Below are 16455 nucleotides of genomic sequence, written 5' to 3'. Positions count from 1 at the left end.
GGGCGCGGGTGGGGTCCAGCTCAGTGGCCGAGGGCGCTAGCAGCTGTGGTAGCCCGAGTTGTAGCCGTCGGCGAACCCTCTCTGGTAGGGGCCGCCACCGGAGTACCTCAGGGTGTAGGGCTGCTTCTTCTTGCAGTCGTCGCGGCCGTCGGCGTAACCGGCCATGCGGCCCTTCTTGTACTGGACCTTCTTCTCCGGAGGCTTGCTCGCGACGTGGGTGCTCGTCCGCGCGCCCGCCGCCGAGGTCTCCGCGAGCGCCTGGGCCGGCGAGGCGACCAGGGGGCTGAGAGTGACAGCGGTGAGAAGCGCTGGACCAGCCAGAATCAGGCTTTTCTTGATGCGCATTGCCGGTCTCCCTTCTGTCACCACCCAGCGTGGAGGGGGTCGTGTCACCGCGACGTGATGTCGGCGTGACCGGAGCGTGACCGGGATCGCTCAGCGGCTGCGCAGGCTGGCGACCAGCTCCTGCAATCTGGCGGTCGGCTCGATGCCGAGCTCGGCCCGCAGGCTCTCCGAGTAGAGCCGGAAGTGGCGGATCGCCTCGGCCTGATTGCCCTCGGCGAGATGGGCCTCGATGAGCGCGGCGCACGCGCTCTCCCGCAGCGGATCCGCGTGCGCGGCCACGCTCGCGGCCGACACGGCCTCGGCGAAGCGCCGCTGCCTGACGAAGATCGCCGACAGCGCCTCCAGGGCGTGCAGCCGCAGCTGGTGCCATTCGTCCGCGGCGGCCAGCACCCATTCCTCGTACCAGCCGGGCAGCAGGCCGTTGGCCAGCGCCTCGACGGACCCCGCGCTGACCACGGCCTCCTCGGCCTGGACGGCGGGATCGATGAGGCGCTGCGCCAGCGCCCGGGCCTCGTCGAAGTCGACGCCGGTGTCCGGGGACAGCCCGATCTCGGTCGTCCCGACGTGCAGCAGCGCCCGCCCGACCTCGTCGAGGCGTTTCAGCGCGGAACGCAGATTGGCGTGCGCGCGCCGCTCCGGCGCGTCGGGCCAGAGCGTCGTCGCCATCACGTTCCGGTGGACCGTCCTGCGGCTGATGGCGATGTACGCGAGCAGCCGCTCGGAGCCGTTGGAGACGGCGAGTTGCTCGTCGCCGGCCAGCAGCCGGAAGCCGCCCAGAAGCGCGAGACGGAAAGGTCGCTCCACCATGCCCCCGGTCCCCTCCTGGTGCGAGATCAGTCCGGGGAGCCGCTGCTTAGATACCCGCTGGGGCGTCCCGGACACCGGAATGAACGGCGGCCTTGCGGCGCTTGCACGGACGAAGTCGCTCACGAAAGAAGGCGTGTCCCATGACCACGCAGGCCGACGCGGCCCGGCTCATCGTGCAGGCGCTGGAGGCGGAAGGCGTCGAGTACGTCTTCGGCATCCCCGGCGAGGAGAACATCCACTTCGTCGACGCGCTCCAGGACTCCTCCATCCGTTACGTCCTCGTACGGCACGAACAGGGCGCGGCCTTCATGGCCGAGATCTACGGCAGGCTGACCGGCAGGGCGGGGGTGGCCTCGGCCACGCTCGGCCCCGGCGCGATCAACCTGCAGCTCGGCGTGGCCGACGCCACCACCAACAGCACCCCGGTGGTGGCGATCAGCGCGCAGGTCGGGCTCGACCGCATCTACAAGGAGTCGCACCAGGTGGTGGACCTGGTGTCGCTGTTCAGGCCGATCACCAAGTGGTCGGAGCTCGCGCCGTCGCCGCAGGCGCTGCCGGAGATGATCCGCAAGGCGTTCAAGACCGCCCAGACCGAGCGTCCCGGCGCCGTCTACCTCGCCATCCCCGAGGACGTCGAGTCGGCGCCGGTGCCCGACGACCTGCGGCCGCTCCCCGTCAACGTGGTACGCCCCCAGGACCCCTCCCCCGCGCAGATCGCCCGCGCGGCCGACGTGCTGGCCACCGCGCGCCGGCCGATCGTGCTGGCCGGGCACGGGGCCACGCGCGCCGGGGCCTCGCAGGCGCTGATCCGCTTCTCGGAGCGGCTCGGGCTGCCGGTGGCCACCACGTTCAACGGCAAGGGCGTCTTCCCCGACGACCACCGGCACGCGCTGGGCGCGGTCGGGTTCATGCGCCACGACTACGTGAACTTCGGGTTCGACGAGGCGGACGTGCTGATCAGCGTGGGGTACGAGCTGCAGGAGTTCGACCCCGTCAAGATCAACCCGCATCGCGACAAGAAGATCATCCACATTCACCAGTTCCCCGCCGAGGTGGACGACCACTATCCCGTGGCGGTCGGAGTCCAGGGGGACATCTCGCGATCGCTGCACGCGCTCGGAGATGCCGTGCACCGGCGCTTCGAGATCGACGGCACCGGCGAGAAGATCCGCCGCATGGTGCGGGAGGAGCTGGAGCAGGGGCGTTCGGAGGACGGGTTCCCGCTGTCGCCGCGCCGGATCGTGGCCGACGTCCGCGCGGCGATGAGGCGCGAGGACATCGTGCTGGCGGACACTGGGGCGGTGAAGATGTGGATGGCCCGCATGTACCCGACGTACGAGCCGAACACGATGCTGGTCTCCAACGGGCTGTCATCCATGGGCTTCTCGGTGCCGGGGGCGCTGGCGGCCAAGCTGGCCTTTCCCCGCCGCCGGGTGCTGGCGGCGACGGGTGACGGAGCGTTCCTGATGAACTCGCAGGAGCTGGAGACCGCCGTGCGCGAGCGGGTCCCGTTCGTGGTGCTGGTGTGGGAGGACGGCGCGTACGGGCTGATCGAGTGGAAGATGGACCTGGAGCTGGGGCGCGACTCCAACGTCGCGTTCGGCAACCCCGACTTCGTCAAGTACGCCGAAAGCTTCGGGGCGCGCGGCTACCGGATCACCCACGCTGACGAACTGCTGCCGACGCTGCGCAAGGCGCTGGCCGACGACGTGGTGTCGGTGATCGCGGTGCCGGTCGACTACTCGGCGAACCTGGAGCTGACCGACAAGCTCGGGGAGCTCACCGGTCCCTTCTGAACGGGTTCACAGGCTCAGCACGACGATGCCCGCGCCGAGCACGAAGTCGAGGACCATGCAGAACTCCGCCAGCGACCGCGCCACGACCTGGTTGGCCCGCCAGACGAGCACGTCCTGAACGGCGTGGGCGATCAGCGCCGCCGCCACCAGGAAGCCGCCGGCCTGGGGCGACAGGGTCAGCGCCAGCAGTACCGCTCCGCCACAGACCAGCATGGCCGGGACCTGCGCCGCCGTCAGCAACGGCTGCCATAACAGCCCGCCCACCACGCCGAGGACGATGAGGGAGATCGCGGCGCCGATCAGGGCGGGCCAGGGATCGATCCCGAGCCGGTCCAGCACCACCCACGCCACGGTGCCGATGATGAACAGGGCCCAGACGGTGCCGGGCTTGCCGAGCACGGCCGTACCCAGGTAGATGAGCGCTGCCAGGAAGACGACGAACCCCAGACTGCGGCCGTCCTCGAAGTCCAGGAGGCTGAGGGTGGCGAAGCCCAGCCCGAGCAGGGTGGGCCAGCGATGCGCGACGGCCGGCAGCGCGCGGGAGGGTTCGGAAGTCCGTGTCATGAGCTGAGTGTCGCCGGTGGTCCGGCGGCGGATACAGGTCTCGCGCGCTCCAGGTCCGAATTCTTGGTGAACCGGTCCCTATCCGTGGTGCCCGCCACCGCACTTCGGTCAGGTCCCTCGGGAGGGAGGAGGGCGGGGCATCGCTCCGCCACCCCACACACGGCACGACACGGCACGACACGACACGGCACGACACGGCACGACACGGCACGACACGGCAGGAACACGGCACGACACGGCACGACACAGGGGCGCGGCACCACCGACCGATGCCCACGGCCGGCGGGCGTGGGCCGCGCCCTGAGCCCCCGGTCCCTTGTGCCTCCCCCGGTGGGCGGGGGAGGCAGGAGGGGTCAGCCGGCCAGGTGGGGCAGGACGCCCGTGTGGTGGAGATGGTCGCGGGCGGCCGCGATGGCCTCGTCGGTGGTGGCGAACACCTGCCCCGCCTCGTCCAGCCGGGCGAGCACCCCGAGTGCCTCCAGCGGCTGATGGTGGCCGTCCGGGATGCCCGAGACGTACACCATGATCCCCCGCCCCTCGAGCCGCTCGATCGCGTCGCCCAGGACGAGCGCGCCGCTGGCGTCGATGGTGGTGACGCGGGACATGCGCAGCACCACCACGGACACGTCCGTCACCTCCGACAGCTCCATCAGGAAGCGGTGGGCCGCGGCGAAGAACAGCGGCCCGGCCAGGCGGTAGGTGACGATGTGCTCGGCGAGCAACGCGTGCTCGTCCTCGGTGTGATGGGGCTGCAGGTCGTGGCGGAGCGGCTCGGCGTCGAGGCGGGCGTTGCGCGCCAAGGCACGCAGGGCCAGCGCCCCCGCCACCACCAGGCCCAGGATGACGGCGACCACCGTGTTGAGGGTCAGGGTGGCGACGGCCGTCAGCACCAGGACCACGGCGTCGGCCCGGGTGGACCTGAACATGGCCTTGACGGCGTCGGTGTCCACCATGCGCACCGACGTGGCCAGCAGGACCCCGGCCAGCGCCGCCAGCGGGATCCGGGCGACGAGCCCGGCGGCGGAGTAGACGATCGCGGCCAGGATGCCCGCGTGGGCCAGCGCCGCCAGCCGGGACTGGGCGCCGGAGCGGACGTTGACCGCGGTGCGGACGATGGCGCCCGTGCCGGGCATGCCGCCGAACAGCGGGGTGACGAGGTTGGCCACGCCCTGCCCGAACAGCTCCCTGTCGGGGTCGTGGCGGCGTCCGGTGGTCATGCTGTCGGCGACGTTGGCCGACAGCAGCGACTCCAGCGCGGCCAGGGCGGCCACCGCGACGGCCGGCGCGATCAGGGACGGCAGCGCGCCCGGATCCAGGAAGCCCAGCGACGGCGCGGGCAGGCCGGCGGGCAGGTCGCCGATCCTGGCCAGCGGCAGTGCGGCCAGCTCGGCGGCGACGGTGGCGATGGCCACGGCGGGCAGCGCGAACGGCAGGCTCGGCCGTACGCGGGCGGCCACCAGCACCACCGCGGCCACGGCCACGGCCACGGACGTGGCCCACCAGTGGGGGTGGGCGAGGAAGTCGAGGACGGCGTGCCAGGCCACGATCATGACCTTGTGGCTGTTCTCGGGCGGGACGCCGAGCGCCTGGGGCACCTGTTGCAGGCCGATCACGCAGGCGATGCCGACGGTGAAGCCCGCCACGACCGGAGCGGGGACCACGGCCATGTAACGCCCGGCGCCGGTCAGCCCCAGCGCGACCAGCAGCAACCCGGCGAGCACGCCGACCGTGAGCACGCCGGAGGGGCCGTGGGCGTCGACGATGGGCATGAGCATCACCGTCATGGCGCCGCTCGTGCCCGAGACCTGCAGGTCGGAGCCGCCGAGCAGGGCCGCCAGCGCCCCGGCGACGACGGCCGTGGCCAGCCCGGACGCGGCGCCCAGCCCTGAGGAGACGCCGAATCCGAGGGCCAGCGGCAGCGCGACGACCGCCACCGTGAGCCCGGCGAGCAGGTCCTGGCGGGGGCGGCGGCACATGGCGGCCAGCGACTCACGTTGCGGCAGCACGGCGCGCAGCCGCCCCCAGGCCAGGGTCAGCCCGCCGGTCACGAGCTGTTACCTTCTGGTCCGGAAATGTAACCGTCTTGGTGCGCGAAAGGTCCTGTCACCATCACTCCTCACGAGTAAAGAGCGCCCCGCAATGCACCAAATTGCATATTTTTGCAATTGGTCAAGAGGCTCACCGTATCAAGTACACCCCTTGCCACCTGCCTAAACGGGCTGTTCGCGAGGCGTGAACACGGGCAGCAGCGAGAACGCCCGCTCGGCCGCCCCGATCGCCTCCCGCTCGACCTCCGCCATCGGCCGGCCCTCGGCCAGCATCGCCCAGTTGCGCCGGGCGAGCACCCGTTGCGCGGCCAGCACCTGCCCGGCGACCAGCCCGGCGGTCAGCTCGTCGGTGAGCTCCGCGAGCGCATCGGCCAGAGCCTGCTCGTCCTGCGCCATGTGCTGGAACAGCCGCGCCGCCAGGCTCGGGATGGAGAACACCATCCGGTGGTAGGCCACCACCTCAGGATGGTCGTTGAGCCCGGTGACCGGGTCGCGCCGGGCGAGCCCGTCGAGGAAGTGGCGGCGCAGCGCCTCCAGCGGCCGCTCCCCCGGCTCCCGCCCCCGTACGACGCGGGCGGCCTCGCCCTGATGGTCGGCGATCCGGTGCAGCACGAGGTCTTCCTTGGTCGGGAAGTACTTGAACAGCGTCGGCTTCGACACCCCGGCCGCCGCCGCGATCTCCGTCACGGGCACCTCGTCGAAGCCGCGCTCCAGGAAGAGCGCGATGGCCGCCGTCGAGATGGCCTCGTGGACCCGCTGCCGCTGGAGCTCCCGCAGTCCCGTCATGACCCCAGCCTATCAAAGTGTTAACCTGGTCAAGTTATTAACCGGGTTAACGCTTTGGGGGACGCGATGGGCACGCTCGACGACGAGAGGAAGTACGTCGAACGCTGCAAGGCCGGACTGCGCAGGATGCTCGAAGGCGCGCGCGACAACGTGATCATCGGAGAGACCGTGGCCGGCGACCGCTACAGCGCCGAGCGGCTGGGGCGCCACCTCAAGAGCCTGGCCAAGGAGCTGAGCGAGGAGCCCGAGGGGCCGCCGTTCTTCGGCCGCCTGGACTTCGGCCAGGGCTCGGCCGAGCACCGCGGGCGCGCGTATTACATCGGCCGGCGGCACATCACCGGCGAGCACGGCGGCCCGCCCGTGGTGATCGACTGGCGCGCGCCGGTCTCGCGGGCCTTCTACCGGGCCGGCGCCCGCGACCCCCAGGGCGTCGCGGTACGCCGCCGCTTCGGCTGGTCGGGCACGACGCTGACGAGCTTCGAGGACGAACGCCTCGAACAGGGCGAGGAAGGCGAGTCGCGCATCCTGGCCGCCGAGATCGAACGCCCCCGCGTCGGCCCCATGCGCGACATCGTCGCCACCATCCAGCCCGAGCAGGACGACCTCGTACGGGCCGAGCTGGACACCTCGATCTGCGTCCAGGGCGCGCCGGGCACCGGCAAGACGGCGGTCGGCCTGCACCGGGCCGCGTACCTGCTGTACGCGCACCGGCAGCGGCTCGAACGCTCCGGCGTGCTCGTCCTCGGCCCGAACCGGGCCTTCCTCGGCTACATCTCGGCCGTGCTGCCCGCGCTCGGCGAGGTGGACGTCGAGCAGACCACCCTGGAGCGCCTGCTGGCCCCCGCCGGCGTCACCGCCACCGTCACCGCCACCGTCACCGCCGCCGACAGCGAGGCCGCCGCGCTGGTCAAGCACGACGTACGGATGGCCGAGGTGCTGCGCGGGGCGCTGTACCGGCGCATCGCGAAGCCGGTCGAGCCGGTGGCGGTGGCGGACGGCTCGTACCGGTGGCGGGTGCCCGAGGACGAGCTGCGCCGCATCGTGGACGACACGCGCCGCGAGTCCCTGCCGTACGGGGTGGGCCGCGAGCGGGTGCGGGCCCGGATGGTCGCCGCGATCCAGCGCCAGGCCGAGGCGCGCGGGCAGACGGCCGACGCGGCCTGGACCCGCAAGATCTCCCGAGCGGTCACCCCGTTCCTGGACGCCGTCTGGCCCGCCGTCAAACCCGAGGAGGTCCTGTACGAGGTCCTGCGCGGCCCGGCGGAGGGCACTCGGGACGGGGCGCTGACGGAGGCCGAGTGGGAGGCGATCACCTGGGCCAGGCCGCCCCGCAGCGTCAAGAGCGCCAAGTGGACGGCGGCCGACCTCGTGCTGCTCGACGAGATCGCCGCCCTCATCGAGCGCCCGCGCGGCTACGGCCACGTCATCGTGGACGAGGCCCAGGACCTGTCCCCCATGGAGTGCAGGGCCGTGGCCAGGCGCAGCGAGCACGGCTCGCTCACCGTGCTCGGCGACCTGGCCCAGGGCACCACGCCGTGGGCGGCCGCCTCCTGGCCGGAGCGCATGGCGCTGCTGGGCAAGCCGGACGGCCAGGTCATCGCCCTGACCACCGGCTTCAGGGTCCCGGCCGCCGTGGTGGAGCTGGCCAACACGCTGCTGGCGGCGCTCGGCACGCAGGTGCCCGCGACCCGCTCGTACCGCTCCGACGGCCGCCTGCGCGTCACCCGCGTGACCGGGCTGGAGAAGGGCGTGGTGGAGGCGACGCGCGAGGCGATGGCGTTCGAGGGGTCGATCGGGGTGATCGCGGCGGACGCCGACGTCGAGGCGCTCACGTCCGCGCTCTGGGACGAGGGCATGGACGTGGGCGGGCGCCTCACCGTGCTGCCCGCCTCGCTGGCCAAGGGGCTGGAGTACGACCACGTGATCCTGGCCGAGCCCGCCGCCATCGCCGAAGCCGAGCGGCGCGGCCTGAACCGCCTGTACGTCGCCCTCACCCGGGCCGTCTCCCGGCTGGACGTCGTGCACGCCAGGCCCCTGCCACCCCAGCTTTCTCAACCCATAGAAGCAGCCTGAAATCGGTAGATGTCCTGGTTCGTTCGGCTCGACAGGACTGGGCCCTTCGGTGTGTGATGTTGTTCACGTCTCGAGAGGAGCCCGCAAGTGACCTCTTCGCAGGACCCGCCCCAGGGCGACGATCCCAACACCCAGTGGTCGCAGCCGCCGCCGTATCCGCCGCCTCCTTACAAGCAGCCGCCGAGCAACCAGGTCCTGTCGATCATCGGGTTCGTCTGCGCGGTGGTGGCCGTGCTGTTCATCCCGATCCTGTTCGGCCTGGCCGGCATCGTGCTGGGCATCGTCGGCCACACGAGGGGCGAGCCGCTGGGCAAGTGGGCCGCCGTCGCCGCCGGCGTCGGGATGATCATCGGCATCGCCCTCGGCGTGATCCTCGTGAGTGGCATGTCCTGACCCGAGCCGCCCCGGGCGTCACCCGTCCGGCGTGACCCCTCCCGGGGCGGCGCCGCCTTTCCTCCTCCACCTCGCTTCCCGACCGGGCCGCGCCCGCTCGCCGTCCACCGGTGAGCCTCCCGCCCGGCCGGATCGCCCGGCGCCGCCGCCGATCGCAGGACGCGCCTCGCGCAGCGGGCCTCCTCTCGACGCGCCGCACCACCGAGGCACCGCGCCCGGCGACCCACGCGCGGACGCGCCCGATCGCACGGACGCGCGGCGCACAGCGAGCCGCCCCTCTTGCCGCGCCGCCGGAGCGTGGCGTCCGGCTGGGATTCCCATGGCGCGACCAGCCACCCGCTCGTGAAGCGCAAGTTCGCCATTGCGGGGTGGATACTCGTGGACGTATGCTCGTAGACGAGTATTCGTCCACGAGGAGATGAGCGGGATGGCGAAGCGGCGCAGGGTCGCGAACCAGCTGGCTCTGGCCGTGCTGACGGTGGCCGGGGAGCGGCCGATGCACCCGTACGAGATGGCCTCCGTGCTACGGGCGCGCGGCAAGGACCAGGACATGCCGATCAAGTGGGGATCCCTCTACACCGTCGTCCGCAACCTGGAGAAGCACGGCCTGATCGAGGCCGTGGAGAGCGGCAGGCAGGGCGCCCGCCCCGAGCGGACCGTTTACCGCGTCACCGGGGCCGGCCGGGAGGAGGCCGACGACTGGACGCGCGAGTTGCTGTCCACGCCCGTACGGGAGCCGTCGGCGTTCGAGGCGGGGCTGTCGGTGCTGGCCGGGCTCGGCCCGGACGAGGTGGCGCCGCTGCTGCGGCAGCGCCTGGAGCTCCTGGAGCAGCAGCTCCAGGACGCGCGCCGGGCGCTGGAGCGGGATCGGGAGGAGGTGCCCAGGCTGTTCCTCCTCGAGTCCGAGTACGCGCTGGCGATGCGGGAGGCCGAGGCCGGCTGGGTGCGTGCGCTGCTGGCCGAGCTGACCTCCGGCACCTTCCCCGGCCTGGACGGATGGCGGGCCTTCCACCGGACCGGCGAGCTGCCCCCCGAGGTGGCGGACATCGCGGAGAGGGGCAGCACGGCGGATTGACCCCGGCGACCGGCGAAGAGCCCGGTGGCCGATCGCACGACCGGCGGCGGTGCGGGAACACCGCCGCCGGGAGATCTTCGTACCGAAATACCCGCGAAGCGGGACCCCGGACACGAGATGGCACTCGCAACAATAGCCGGGCTCCCCTTCGCCGACCGAACCATGGGGAGTCATGATGACCACGACCACTCTCGACGCCGTGACGTCGAAGGACGGCACCACGATCAGCTACCGCCGGCTCGGCCACGGCCCCGGGCTGGTGCTCCTGCACGGGGTCATGCAGAGCGGCCACAGCAACATCGAGCTGGCCCGGGCCCTCGCCGACGAGTTCACGTGCTACGTGCCCGACCGCCGCGGCCGGGGCCGCAGCGGCCCGTACGGCCCGGACTACTGCCTCGACCGCGAGGTCGAGGACCTCGACGCGCTGCTCACCGCGACCGGGGCCGACCGTGTCATCGGCGTGAGCTCGGGCGCCATCGTCACACTGCGCGCCGCGCTCGCGCGGCCCGGACTGCGCAAGGCCGTCATCTTCGAGCCGCCCCTGGACATCGACGGCTTCTACCCGGCCGGCTGGCTGGAGCGCTTCGACCGGGAGCTCGCGACCGGGCGGATCCCTGCGGCGCTGGTCACCGGGATGAGGGCGGCGCGGCTGGGGCCGCCCGCCTTCAACGTCATGCCGCGGGCGGTCCTGGAGCTGCTCACGGCCATGATGCTGAAAAGTCAGGACAAGGCGGCGGTCGACGGGGAGCCGACGTTCCGGGAGCTGGCCCCGACGCTGCACTACGACGGGCAGGTGGTGGCGGAGACGGCCGGCGGCCTGGACGTCTACCGGTCGATCGGCGCGGAGGTGCTCCTGCTCGGCGGCACCCGGAGCCCCGCCCACCTGAAGTCCGTGCTCGCCGGGCTGGAGCGCGTCCTGCCCCATGTCCGGCGCGTGGACCTGCGGGGCCTCGACCACAGCGCCACCTGCAACGCCGACCAGCGCGGACGCCCCGAGCAGGTCGCGGCCGAGATCCGGAGTTTCCTCTCATAGCGGACCCTCAGGTGGTGGCCAGGGCGACCGTGGGCGACAGGCGGGCGGCCCGCATGGCGGGGTAGAGCCCGGCGAGCGTCCCGATCAGAAGGGTCGCCCCGACCGCCCCGGCCAGCGCCCACGGCGGGACCACCGGCGGCCAGCCCCGCGACAGGGCGTAACCCGTGGTCGCCAGGGCGCCCAGGACCGCGCCGGCCACCCCGCCCAGGATGGACAGCAACAGCGACTCCGCGAGGAACTGGATGCGTACCTGACCGCGGGTGGCCCCGAGCGAGCGGCGCAGGCCGATCTCCTTGCGCCGCTCCAGCACGGAGATGACCATGGTGTTGGCCACCCCGACCCCGCCCACGAGCAGGGCCACCGCGCCGAGCCCGAGCAGCAGGTTGGTGAAGGCGCCCGCGGCGGCGGCCTTGGCCGCCAGGGCGTCCGACGGCCTGCTGACGGTGACCTCCTCCGGGTTCTCGGGGTTGACGGTGCGGGGCAGCACCTGCCGCACCGACTCCACCGCCTCGTCCGAGGAGCGCTCGTAGATGGTGGTGGGGTAGCCGTCGAAGCCCAGCAGCTCCCGCGCCGCGGGGAAGCCGACCAGGGCCGAGCGTTCGATCTCCGGAGCCAGCGGCATCGGCCCGAGGATCCCGATGACCGTGAACCAGCGGCCGCCCATCCACACCTGTACGCCGGTCCTGGCCAGCCCGAGCCGCTCGGCGGCCTGCGCGCCCAGCACGACGGCCGGCTGGCGGGCGGTGGCGTCGTTGAGCCAGGTGCCCTTGGTCACCGAGCCCTCCAAGGTGGCCAGGAGAGTGGTGCCGGCCGCCTGGACGGCGATGCCGCCGGTGACGGCTTCGGGGATGTGGTTGTTGCGGCGTACGGTGGCCTCCACGCCGCCGGTGGCCGCGGCCGTCCGGACCGGGCGGATGCGCCGCACCATGGCCGGCGCCCCGGCCGGCAGCTTGGCCTCCTCCCCGAACATGGTCTGCCCCGCAGTCACCGTGAGCAGGTTGGTGCCGAGCTTGTCGAGCTGTCGCAGAAGCTGCTCCCGGGAGGAGGACGAGATCCCGATCACGGCGATCATCGTCGCGATGCCGATGGCGATGCCGAGGGCCGACAGGATGACCCTCGTCGGCCGGGCGCGCAGCCCGGCGGCCCCGACGCGGAGCACGTCCGCGGGGCCGAGCCGGCCGGGCGCGGGCCGGTGGTGGTGGTCGGTCAACGCCCGGCTCCTCTCAGCAGCTCTACGGGGCTCAGGTGGTCGTGCTCGTGGCCGTCGACGACGAGCCCGTCGCGCAGGCGTACCTGGCGGGAGCACCAGCCGGCGATCTCGGCGTCGTGGGTGATGACGGCGACCGTGGTGCCGGCCTCGTGCAGGTCCGCCAGGACGGCCAGCACGTCGGCGCCCGCATGGGAGTCGAGGTTGCCCGTCGGCTCGTCGGCCAGGAGCAGCGGCGGGTCGCCCGCCACGGCCCGGGCGACGGCCACCCGCTGCTGCTCGCCGCCGGACAGTTCCGACGGCCGGTGCCGGAGCCGGTGGCCGAGCCCGACCCGTTCCAGCGCGGCGGCGGCGCGTTCGCGGCGGACGCGGCGGACGGTGCCGGTGTAGAGCAGGCCGTCGGCCACGTTGTCGAGCGCGCTGACGCCGGGCGAGAGGTGGAACTGCTGGAAGACGAACCCCAGGGTGCGCGAGCGCAGCCCGGACAGCTCCCGGTCCGACAGGGCCGCGACGTCGTGGCCGGCGACGAGTACGGTGCCCGAGGTGGGGCGGTCGAGGGTGCCGATCATGTGGAGCATCGTGGACTTGCCCGATCCCGACGGGCCGACGATGGCCAGCAGGTCGCCCCGGGCGATGGCCAGGTCCACGCCGCGCAGGGCGTGCACGTCCCCGGCGTAGGTCTTGGTCACCCCGCGCAGCTCGACGATGTGGTGGCCGTTCACTGGACCGGCACCCCGACCTTCATGCCCTCGGCCAGCCCCTTGCCCTTGATCTCGACCAGGCCGCCGCCGAACGCCCCGGTCTCGACCGCCACGATCCGGCTGGCCGCGCCCTCCACCACCTCGACCCCGAAGCCGCCCTCGCGCAGCGCCAGCAGCGCTTCGACGGGCACCGCCAGCACGCTCGCGTGCCGCGCGCCGGCCATCTCCACCTCGACGGGCGCCTGGTCCAGCTTCGTCCTCGGCGGCCTGGCGAGGGTGATGTCCACGTCGATGGTGGTGGTCGCGTCCCGTTCGGACCCGGAGGACTCCGCGACCGTCCCGACCGACGTGATCCGGCCGCCGGCCCGCTCGCCGCCGGGGAGCGTCACCGTGACCTTGGCACCCTTGCGGGCCAGCGACTGGTCTCCGGTGTCCAGGTCAACGTGCACCAGGCGGCGGATACCGCTCACCGTGAGCGCCTGCTGTCCCGGCGCGGTCCTGGCGCCGACCTCGGCCTTGGCGTCGGTCACGCGTACGGCGGCGGGCTGGAACACGACCTGGGCCGCGTCCACCCGCCCGCTCTCCCGCAGCCCTCTGTCGTCCTGCCAGTCCTTGACCGCCTGCTCGGTCGCGTAGCTGAAGTGGTCGTCCACGGTGAGGTAGTCGCCGTACCCGAGCGCCTTGAGGTTGCGCTCCAGCTGCTCGACGTCCGGCCCGTCGGACACCCCCGGCCGCAGGGTCCGGTACAGCGGCAGCCTGCCGTACATGAGCACGACCGGCCTGCGGTCCACCTTGAGCAGCGGGCGGCCGCGGCGGACCACCGCGCCCTGGGCGGCCACCCACGTCACGGTGCCGGAGGCGCCCGAGGCGATCTGCCGCTCCCCCGCGTAGGTGAGGGCGCCGTCCACGGTCTTGGTCTCCATCAGGTCCTGCCGGGTGATGTCCGCGGTGGCGGGCACCGGGGGCCTGGCGGGCGTGCCGGCGCGGGGGACGCCGTCGTTCATGACGGCCACGGCGGTCCACGTCGCGGCGACGGCCAGGACGGTGCCGCCGCTCAGCAGGATCCCCTTCCTCATGGCGCTTCCCCTGAGGTCCTCTTGTCCTTGCCGTCGCCGGGCGCGTACTGCTCGCAGGCCTTGTGCGCGGCCTCGATCTTCTGCTGCGAACCGTTCCGGAGCTCGACGCGCAGGCCCTCACCGGGCTTGGGGTCGGGCACGTCGACGCCCTGCCGGCGCATGCACTGCGCGAACTTGACCATCTGGTCGTAGTCCTGCCGGCTGGGCGCGTGGTCGCGGACGACGGCGTCCATGATGGGCTGGCAGGCCTTCTGGGCCTTGTCCACCTTGTCGCGGCTCACGCTCTTGGGGACCTCTACCCGGATCTGTCCGTTCTGCGGGTCGGGCACGTCGATGCCGTGCTCGCGCATGCACTGCGCGAACTTCAGCTGGGCCTCCTCCGGGTCCATCGAGGCCGACGGGGAGGCCGTGGGTCCGGGGGACGAGGTGCCGTCGCCGGCGCTGGCCACGCCGTCGTCCTTGGGCGCCGTGCCACCGCACGCGGCCAGCGCCAGCGTGAGGGGGACGGCGACCAGCAACAGTCGTACGTTCATGACGTTCGCTCCTCCGCGCCCGGGTCCTTCGCCCGGGGCGCGGCCTCACTCCAGCCCATGGGGTGCTAGAACCGGATAAGCCCGCCCGGCGCGCTTATCCGGCCCTAACACGTGATCCGTCACGCTCGGGTGCCAGAGGAAAGGGGCCGGCGATGCGGGTGCTTGTCGTCGAGGACGAGGAACGGCTGGCGGACGCGGTCGCGCGCGGGCTCCGGCTGCAGGCGATCGCCGTCGACGTGGCCTACGACGGGCAGGACGCCCTGGAGCGGGCCGCGTTCGTGGACTACGACGTGGTGGTGCTCGACCGGGACCTGCCCGAGGTGCACGGCGACGACGTGTGCCGGCGGCTGCGCGAGGGCGGCGGGGGCGGCCGGGTGCTCATGCTGACCGCGGCGGGGCAGATCCGCGACAAGATCGACGGGCTGACGCTGGGCGCGGACGACTACCTGGTCAAGCCGTTCGCGTTCGCCGAGCTGGTGGCCCGGGTGCGGGCGCTGGCCCGCCGCTCGTCCCGCGCCGCGGCGCCCCCGCTCGAACGTGACGGCATCGCGCTCGACCCGTCCCGCCGCACGGTCACCAGGGACGGGCGGCCGGTGTCGCTGAACCGCAAGGAGTTCGACGTGCTGCGCGTGCTGCTCGGCGCGGCCGGCGAGCTGGTCACCTCCGGTGAGCTGCGCAGGAGTGTCTGGGACGAGCACGCCGACCGGGGCACGGGTGCGCTGCGCGTCACGATCACGTCGTTGCGCAAGAAGCTCGGCGTGCCGTCGGCGATCCTGAACGTGCCCGGCAAGGGGTACCGGCTTTGATCGTCGACCGGGGACGGTCGTGGTGGAGCAGCAGGCGGTTGCGGCTGCGGCTCACGCTGCTGTACGGCGGCCTGTTCTTCGTGGCCGGGTCGATCCTGCTCTGGCTCACCTACCTCATCACCGGCCAGGCGCTGAACCAGCAGTTCGTCACCGGGTTCAGGAAACTCCAGGACCCGCCCGCGGACATCGTCGCGCCGCGCCCGATGCCCGGGGACGTCGTGTTCCTGGGCGACATCGAGAACCGGGCCGGCAACGTGCTCAGCGAGATGGTGCGCTGGTCCATGCTCGTGATGATCCTGGTCGGCGTGGTCGCGCTCGTGCTCGGCTACGTGGTGGCCGACCGGGCGCTGCGCCCGCTCGACCAGGTGACCGAGGCGGCGCAGCGGCTGTCGGAGAGCACCCTGCACGAGCGCATCGGTTTGCGGGGGCCGCCCGATGAGGTCAGGCGGCTGGCGGACACGTTCGACGCGATGCTGGAACGGCTGCACCGGGTGTTCGACGCGCAGCGGCGCTTCATCGCCAACGCCTCGCACGAGCTGCGCACGCCGCTGGCGATCAACCGGACGGTGCTGGAGGTGTCGCTGGAGGAGCCGGCCGCGTCGGAGGACCTCAAGGCGCTGGCCAGGGCGCTGCTCGGCACCAACGCCCGTTACGAGCGGCTCATCGAGGGCCTGCTGCTGCTCGCGCAGTCGGAGCAGGAGCTCACCGTGCGCAAGCCGGTGGACCTGGAGCAGGTGGTGCGCACCGCGCTGGAGCAGATCGACCTGCAGTCGCGCAGGCGGCCCGTCACGCTCCACCAGGACCTGCGGCCGGTGCTGGCCGAAGGGGATCCGCTGTTCCTGGAGCGGTGCGTGTTCAACCTGCTGGAGAACGCGATCAAGCACAACGTGCGCGACGGCGAGATCTGGCTGGCGCTGCGGCGGCAGGGCGACGACGCGGTGGTCACGGTGCGCAACACCGGGCCGGCGGTGCCGCCGTACGAGGTGGACGACCTGTTCGAGCCGTTCAGCCGGCTCCACGGCGACCGGGTGCGCTCGTTCAAGGGCGCGGGGCTGGGGCTGTCGATCGTACGGGCCATCGTGCGCGCGCACGGCGGCCAGGTCACCGCGGCCGCCCGGCCGGAAGGCGGGCTGAGCGTCACCGTACGGCTGCCGCACGGCCTGTCGTGAGACCCGGCCCCGGCGTCGCCGTCCGGACCCGCGTGACATCCTT

At 72.6% G+C, this 16455-nt stretch carries 16 protein-coding genes; 7 read left to right on the top strand and 9 right to left on the bottom strand.

Annotation, left to right across the window (positions count from 1 at the left end; all coding sequences use genetic code 11):
* Positions 1 to 36: 36 nt before the first annotated feature.
* On the bottom strand, positions 37 to 345 hold the full coding sequence (locus tag ACFKCF_RS23775; protein ID WP_394496743.1) for a hypothetical protein: 309 nt from the start codon (positions 343 to 345) through the stop codon (positions 37 to 39).
* Positions 346 to 435: 90 nt separating this feature from the next.
* Positions 436 to 1152: a BTAD domain-containing putative transcriptional regulator gene (locus ACFKCF_RS23770; RefSeq protein WP_394496741.1), complete on the bottom strand. Its 717-nt coding sequence runs from the start codon at positions 1150 to 1152 to the stop codon at positions 436 to 438.
* A 140-nt stretch (positions 1153 to 1292) separates the two neighbouring features.
* Between ACFKCF_RS23770 and ACFKCF_RS23765 the strand changes: the two genes are divergently transcribed.
* Complete coding sequence (locus ACFKCF_RS23765; protein ID WP_394496739.1) at positions 1293 to 2948, top strand: acetolactate synthase large subunit; 1656 nt, start codon at positions 1293 to 1295, stop codon at positions 2946 to 2948.
* Between the two features lie 6 nt (positions 2949 to 2954).
* On the opposite strand, the gene ACFKCF_RS23760 is transcribed toward ACFKCF_RS23765, so the two are convergent.
* From ACFKCF_RS23760 to ACFKCF_RS23750, 3 genes are all read right to left on the bottom strand, one after another.
* Positions 2955 to 3512 (bottom strand): hypothetical protein, encoded by a 558-nt coding sequence (locus ACFKCF_RS23760; RefSeq protein ID WP_394496738.1) that lies wholly within the window; start codon positions 3510 to 3512, stop codon positions 2955 to 2957.
* Positions 3513 to 3865: 353 nt separating this feature from the next.
* Positions 3866 to 5488: a SulP family inorganic anion transporter gene (locus ACFKCF_RS23755; protein WP_394496914.1), complete on the bottom strand. Its 1623-nt coding sequence runs from the start codon at positions 5486 to 5488 to the stop codon at positions 3866 to 3868.
* A gap of 234 nt (positions 5489 to 5722) precedes the next feature.
* A complete protein-coding gene (locus tag ACFKCF_RS23750) occupies positions 5723 to 6346 on the bottom strand; it encodes a TetR family transcriptional regulator (RefSeq protein ID WP_394496737.1) in 624 nt (207 codons plus the stop codon).
* A gap of 66 nt (positions 6347 to 6412) precedes the next feature.
* Here ACFKCF_RS23750 and ACFKCF_RS23745 point away from each other — a divergent pair, with 66 nt between their 5' ends.
* The 4 genes from ACFKCF_RS23745 (at position 6413) to ACFKCF_RS23730 (ending at position 10920) form a co-directional block, all read left to right on the top strand.
* Positions 6413 to 8419 (top strand): HelD family protein, encoded by a 2007-nt coding sequence (locus ACFKCF_RS23745; protein WP_394496736.1) that lies wholly within the window; start codon positions 6413 to 6415, stop codon positions 8417 to 8419.
* A gap of 87 nt (positions 8420 to 8506) precedes the next feature.
* Positions 8507 to 8812, top strand: a complete 306-nt coding sequence (locus ACFKCF_RS23740; protein ID WP_394496734.1) for a hypothetical protein — start codon at positions 8507 to 8509, stop codon at positions 8810 to 8812.
* 427 nt (positions 8813 to 9239) lie between these two features.
* Entirely contained in the window at positions 9240 to 9887 is a 648-nt protein-coding gene (locus ACFKCF_RS23735) for a PadR family transcriptional regulator (RefSeq protein ID WP_394496732.1), read from the top strand.
* A gap of 175 nt (positions 9888 to 10062) precedes the next feature.
* Positions 10063 to 10920, top strand: a complete 858-nt coding sequence (locus ACFKCF_RS23730) for an alpha/beta fold hydrolase (protein ID WP_394496731.1) — start codon at positions 10063 to 10065, stop codon at positions 10918 to 10920.
* 7 nt (positions 10921 to 10927) lie between these two features.
* Here ACFKCF_RS23730 and ACFKCF_RS23725 read toward each other — a convergent pair whose 3' ends face one another.
* From ACFKCF_RS23725 to ACFKCF_RS23710, 4 genes are read right to left on the bottom strand one after another with little or no spacing between them, the layout of a single operon-like run.
* Positions 10928 to 12130, bottom strand: coding sequence for an ABC transporter permease (locus ACFKCF_RS23725; RefSeq protein ID WP_394496729.1), 1203 nt, complete (start codon positions 12128 to 12130; stop codon positions 10928 to 10930).
* Positions 12127 to 12849, bottom strand: a complete 723-nt coding sequence (locus tag ACFKCF_RS23720; protein WP_394496727.1) for an ABC transporter ATP-binding protein — start codon at positions 12847 to 12849, stop codon at positions 12127 to 12129. The genes ACFKCF_RS23725 and ACFKCF_RS23720 overlap by 4 nt, the downstream gene beginning before the upstream one ends.
* Entirely contained in the window at positions 12846 to 13904 is a 1059-nt protein-coding gene (locus tag ACFKCF_RS23715; RefSeq protein ID WP_394496725.1) for a peptidoglycan-binding protein, read from the bottom strand. The genes ACFKCF_RS23720 and ACFKCF_RS23715 overlap by 4 nt, the downstream gene beginning before the upstream one ends.
* Positions 13901 to 14437 (bottom strand): hypothetical protein, encoded by a 537-nt coding sequence (locus tag ACFKCF_RS23710; RefSeq protein WP_394496723.1) that lies wholly within the window; start codon positions 14435 to 14437, stop codon positions 13901 to 13903. The genes ACFKCF_RS23715 and ACFKCF_RS23710 overlap by 4 nt, the downstream gene beginning before the upstream one ends.
* A 152-nt stretch (positions 14438 to 14589) precedes the next feature.
* On the opposite strand from ACFKCF_RS23710, the gene ACFKCF_RS23705 reads away from it, so the two are divergent.
* Both ACFKCF_RS23705 and ACFKCF_RS23700 read left to right on the top strand, forming a co-directional pair.
* The gene (locus tag ACFKCF_RS23705) at positions 14590 to 15243 is read left to right on the top strand and encodes a response regulator transcription factor (RefSeq protein WP_394496722.1); all 654 of its coding nucleotides are present in this window, start codon (positions 14590 to 14592) and stop codon (positions 15241 to 15243) included.
* The gene (locus ACFKCF_RS23700; RefSeq protein WP_394496720.1) at positions 15240 to 16412 is read left to right on the top strand and encodes a sensor histidine kinase; all 1173 of its coding nucleotides are present in this window, start codon (positions 15240 to 15242) and stop codon (positions 16410 to 16412) included. Before ACFKCF_RS23705 ends, ACFKCF_RS23700 begins: the two co-directional genes overlap by 4 nt.
* Positions 16413 to 16455: the final 43 nt, after the last annotated feature.

Source organism: Nonomuraea sp. JJY05, assembly GCF_043496855.1.
In the GTDB taxonomy this organism is placed as follows: Bacteria; Actinomycetota; Actinomycetes; order Streptosporangiales; family Streptosporangiaceae; genus Nonomuraea.
This window is presented reverse-complemented; position numbering and strand designations above follow the sequence as displayed.

What these genes read in the sequence shown, in the direction of transcription:
- ACFKCF_RS23775 (WP_394496743.1), bottom strand. Translation starts at nt 345, where the DNA reads ATGCGCATCAAGAAAAGCCTGATTCTGGCTGGTCCAGCGCTTCTCACC.
- ACFKCF_RS23770 (WP_394496741.1), bottom strand. Translation starts at nt 1,152, where the DNA reads ATGGTGGAGCGACCTTTCCGTCTCGCGCTTCTGGGCGGCTTCCGGCTG.
- ACFKCF_RS23765 (WP_394496739.1), top strand. Translation starts at nt 1,293, where the DNA reads ATGACCACGCAGGCCGACGCGGCCCGGCTCATCGTGCAGGCGCTGGAG.
- ACFKCF_RS23760 (WP_394496738.1), bottom strand. Translation starts at nt 3,512, where the DNA reads ATGACACGGACTTCCGAACCCTCCCGCGCGCTGCCGGCCGTCGCGCAT.
- ACFKCF_RS23755 (WP_394496914.1), bottom strand. Translation starts at nt 5,488, where the DNA reads ATGTGCCGCCGCCCCCGCCAGGACCTGCTCGCCGGGCTCACGGTGGCG.
- ACFKCF_RS23750 (WP_394496737.1), bottom strand. Translation starts at nt 6,346, where the DNA reads ATGACGGGACTGCGGGAGCTCCAGCGGCAGCGGGTCCACGAGGCCATC.
- ACFKCF_RS23745 (WP_394496736.1), top strand. Translation starts at nt 6,413, where the DNA reads ATGGGCACGCTCGACGACGAGAGGAAGTACGTCGAACGCTGCAAGGCC.
- ACFKCF_RS23735 (WP_394496732.1), top strand. Translation starts at nt 9,240, where the DNA reads ATGGCGAAGCGGCGCAGGGTCGCGAACCAGCTGGCTCTGGCCGTGCTG.
- ACFKCF_RS23730 (WP_394496731.1), top strand. Translation starts at nt 10,063, where the DNA reads ATGACCACGACCACTCTCGACGCCGTGACGTCGAAGGACGGCACCACG.
- ACFKCF_RS23715 (WP_394496725.1), bottom strand. Translation starts at nt 13,904, where the DNA reads ATGAGGAAGGGGATCCTGCTGAGCGGCGGCACCGTCCTGGCCGTCGCC.
- ACFKCF_RS23710 (WP_394496723.1), bottom strand. Translation starts at nt 14,437, where the DNA reads ATGAACGTACGACTGTTGCTGGTCGCCGTCCCCCTCACGCTGGCGCTG.
- ACFKCF_RS23705 (WP_394496722.1), top strand. Translation starts at nt 14,590, where the DNA reads ATGCGGGTGCTTGTCGTCGAGGACGAGGAACGGCTGGCGGACGCGGTC.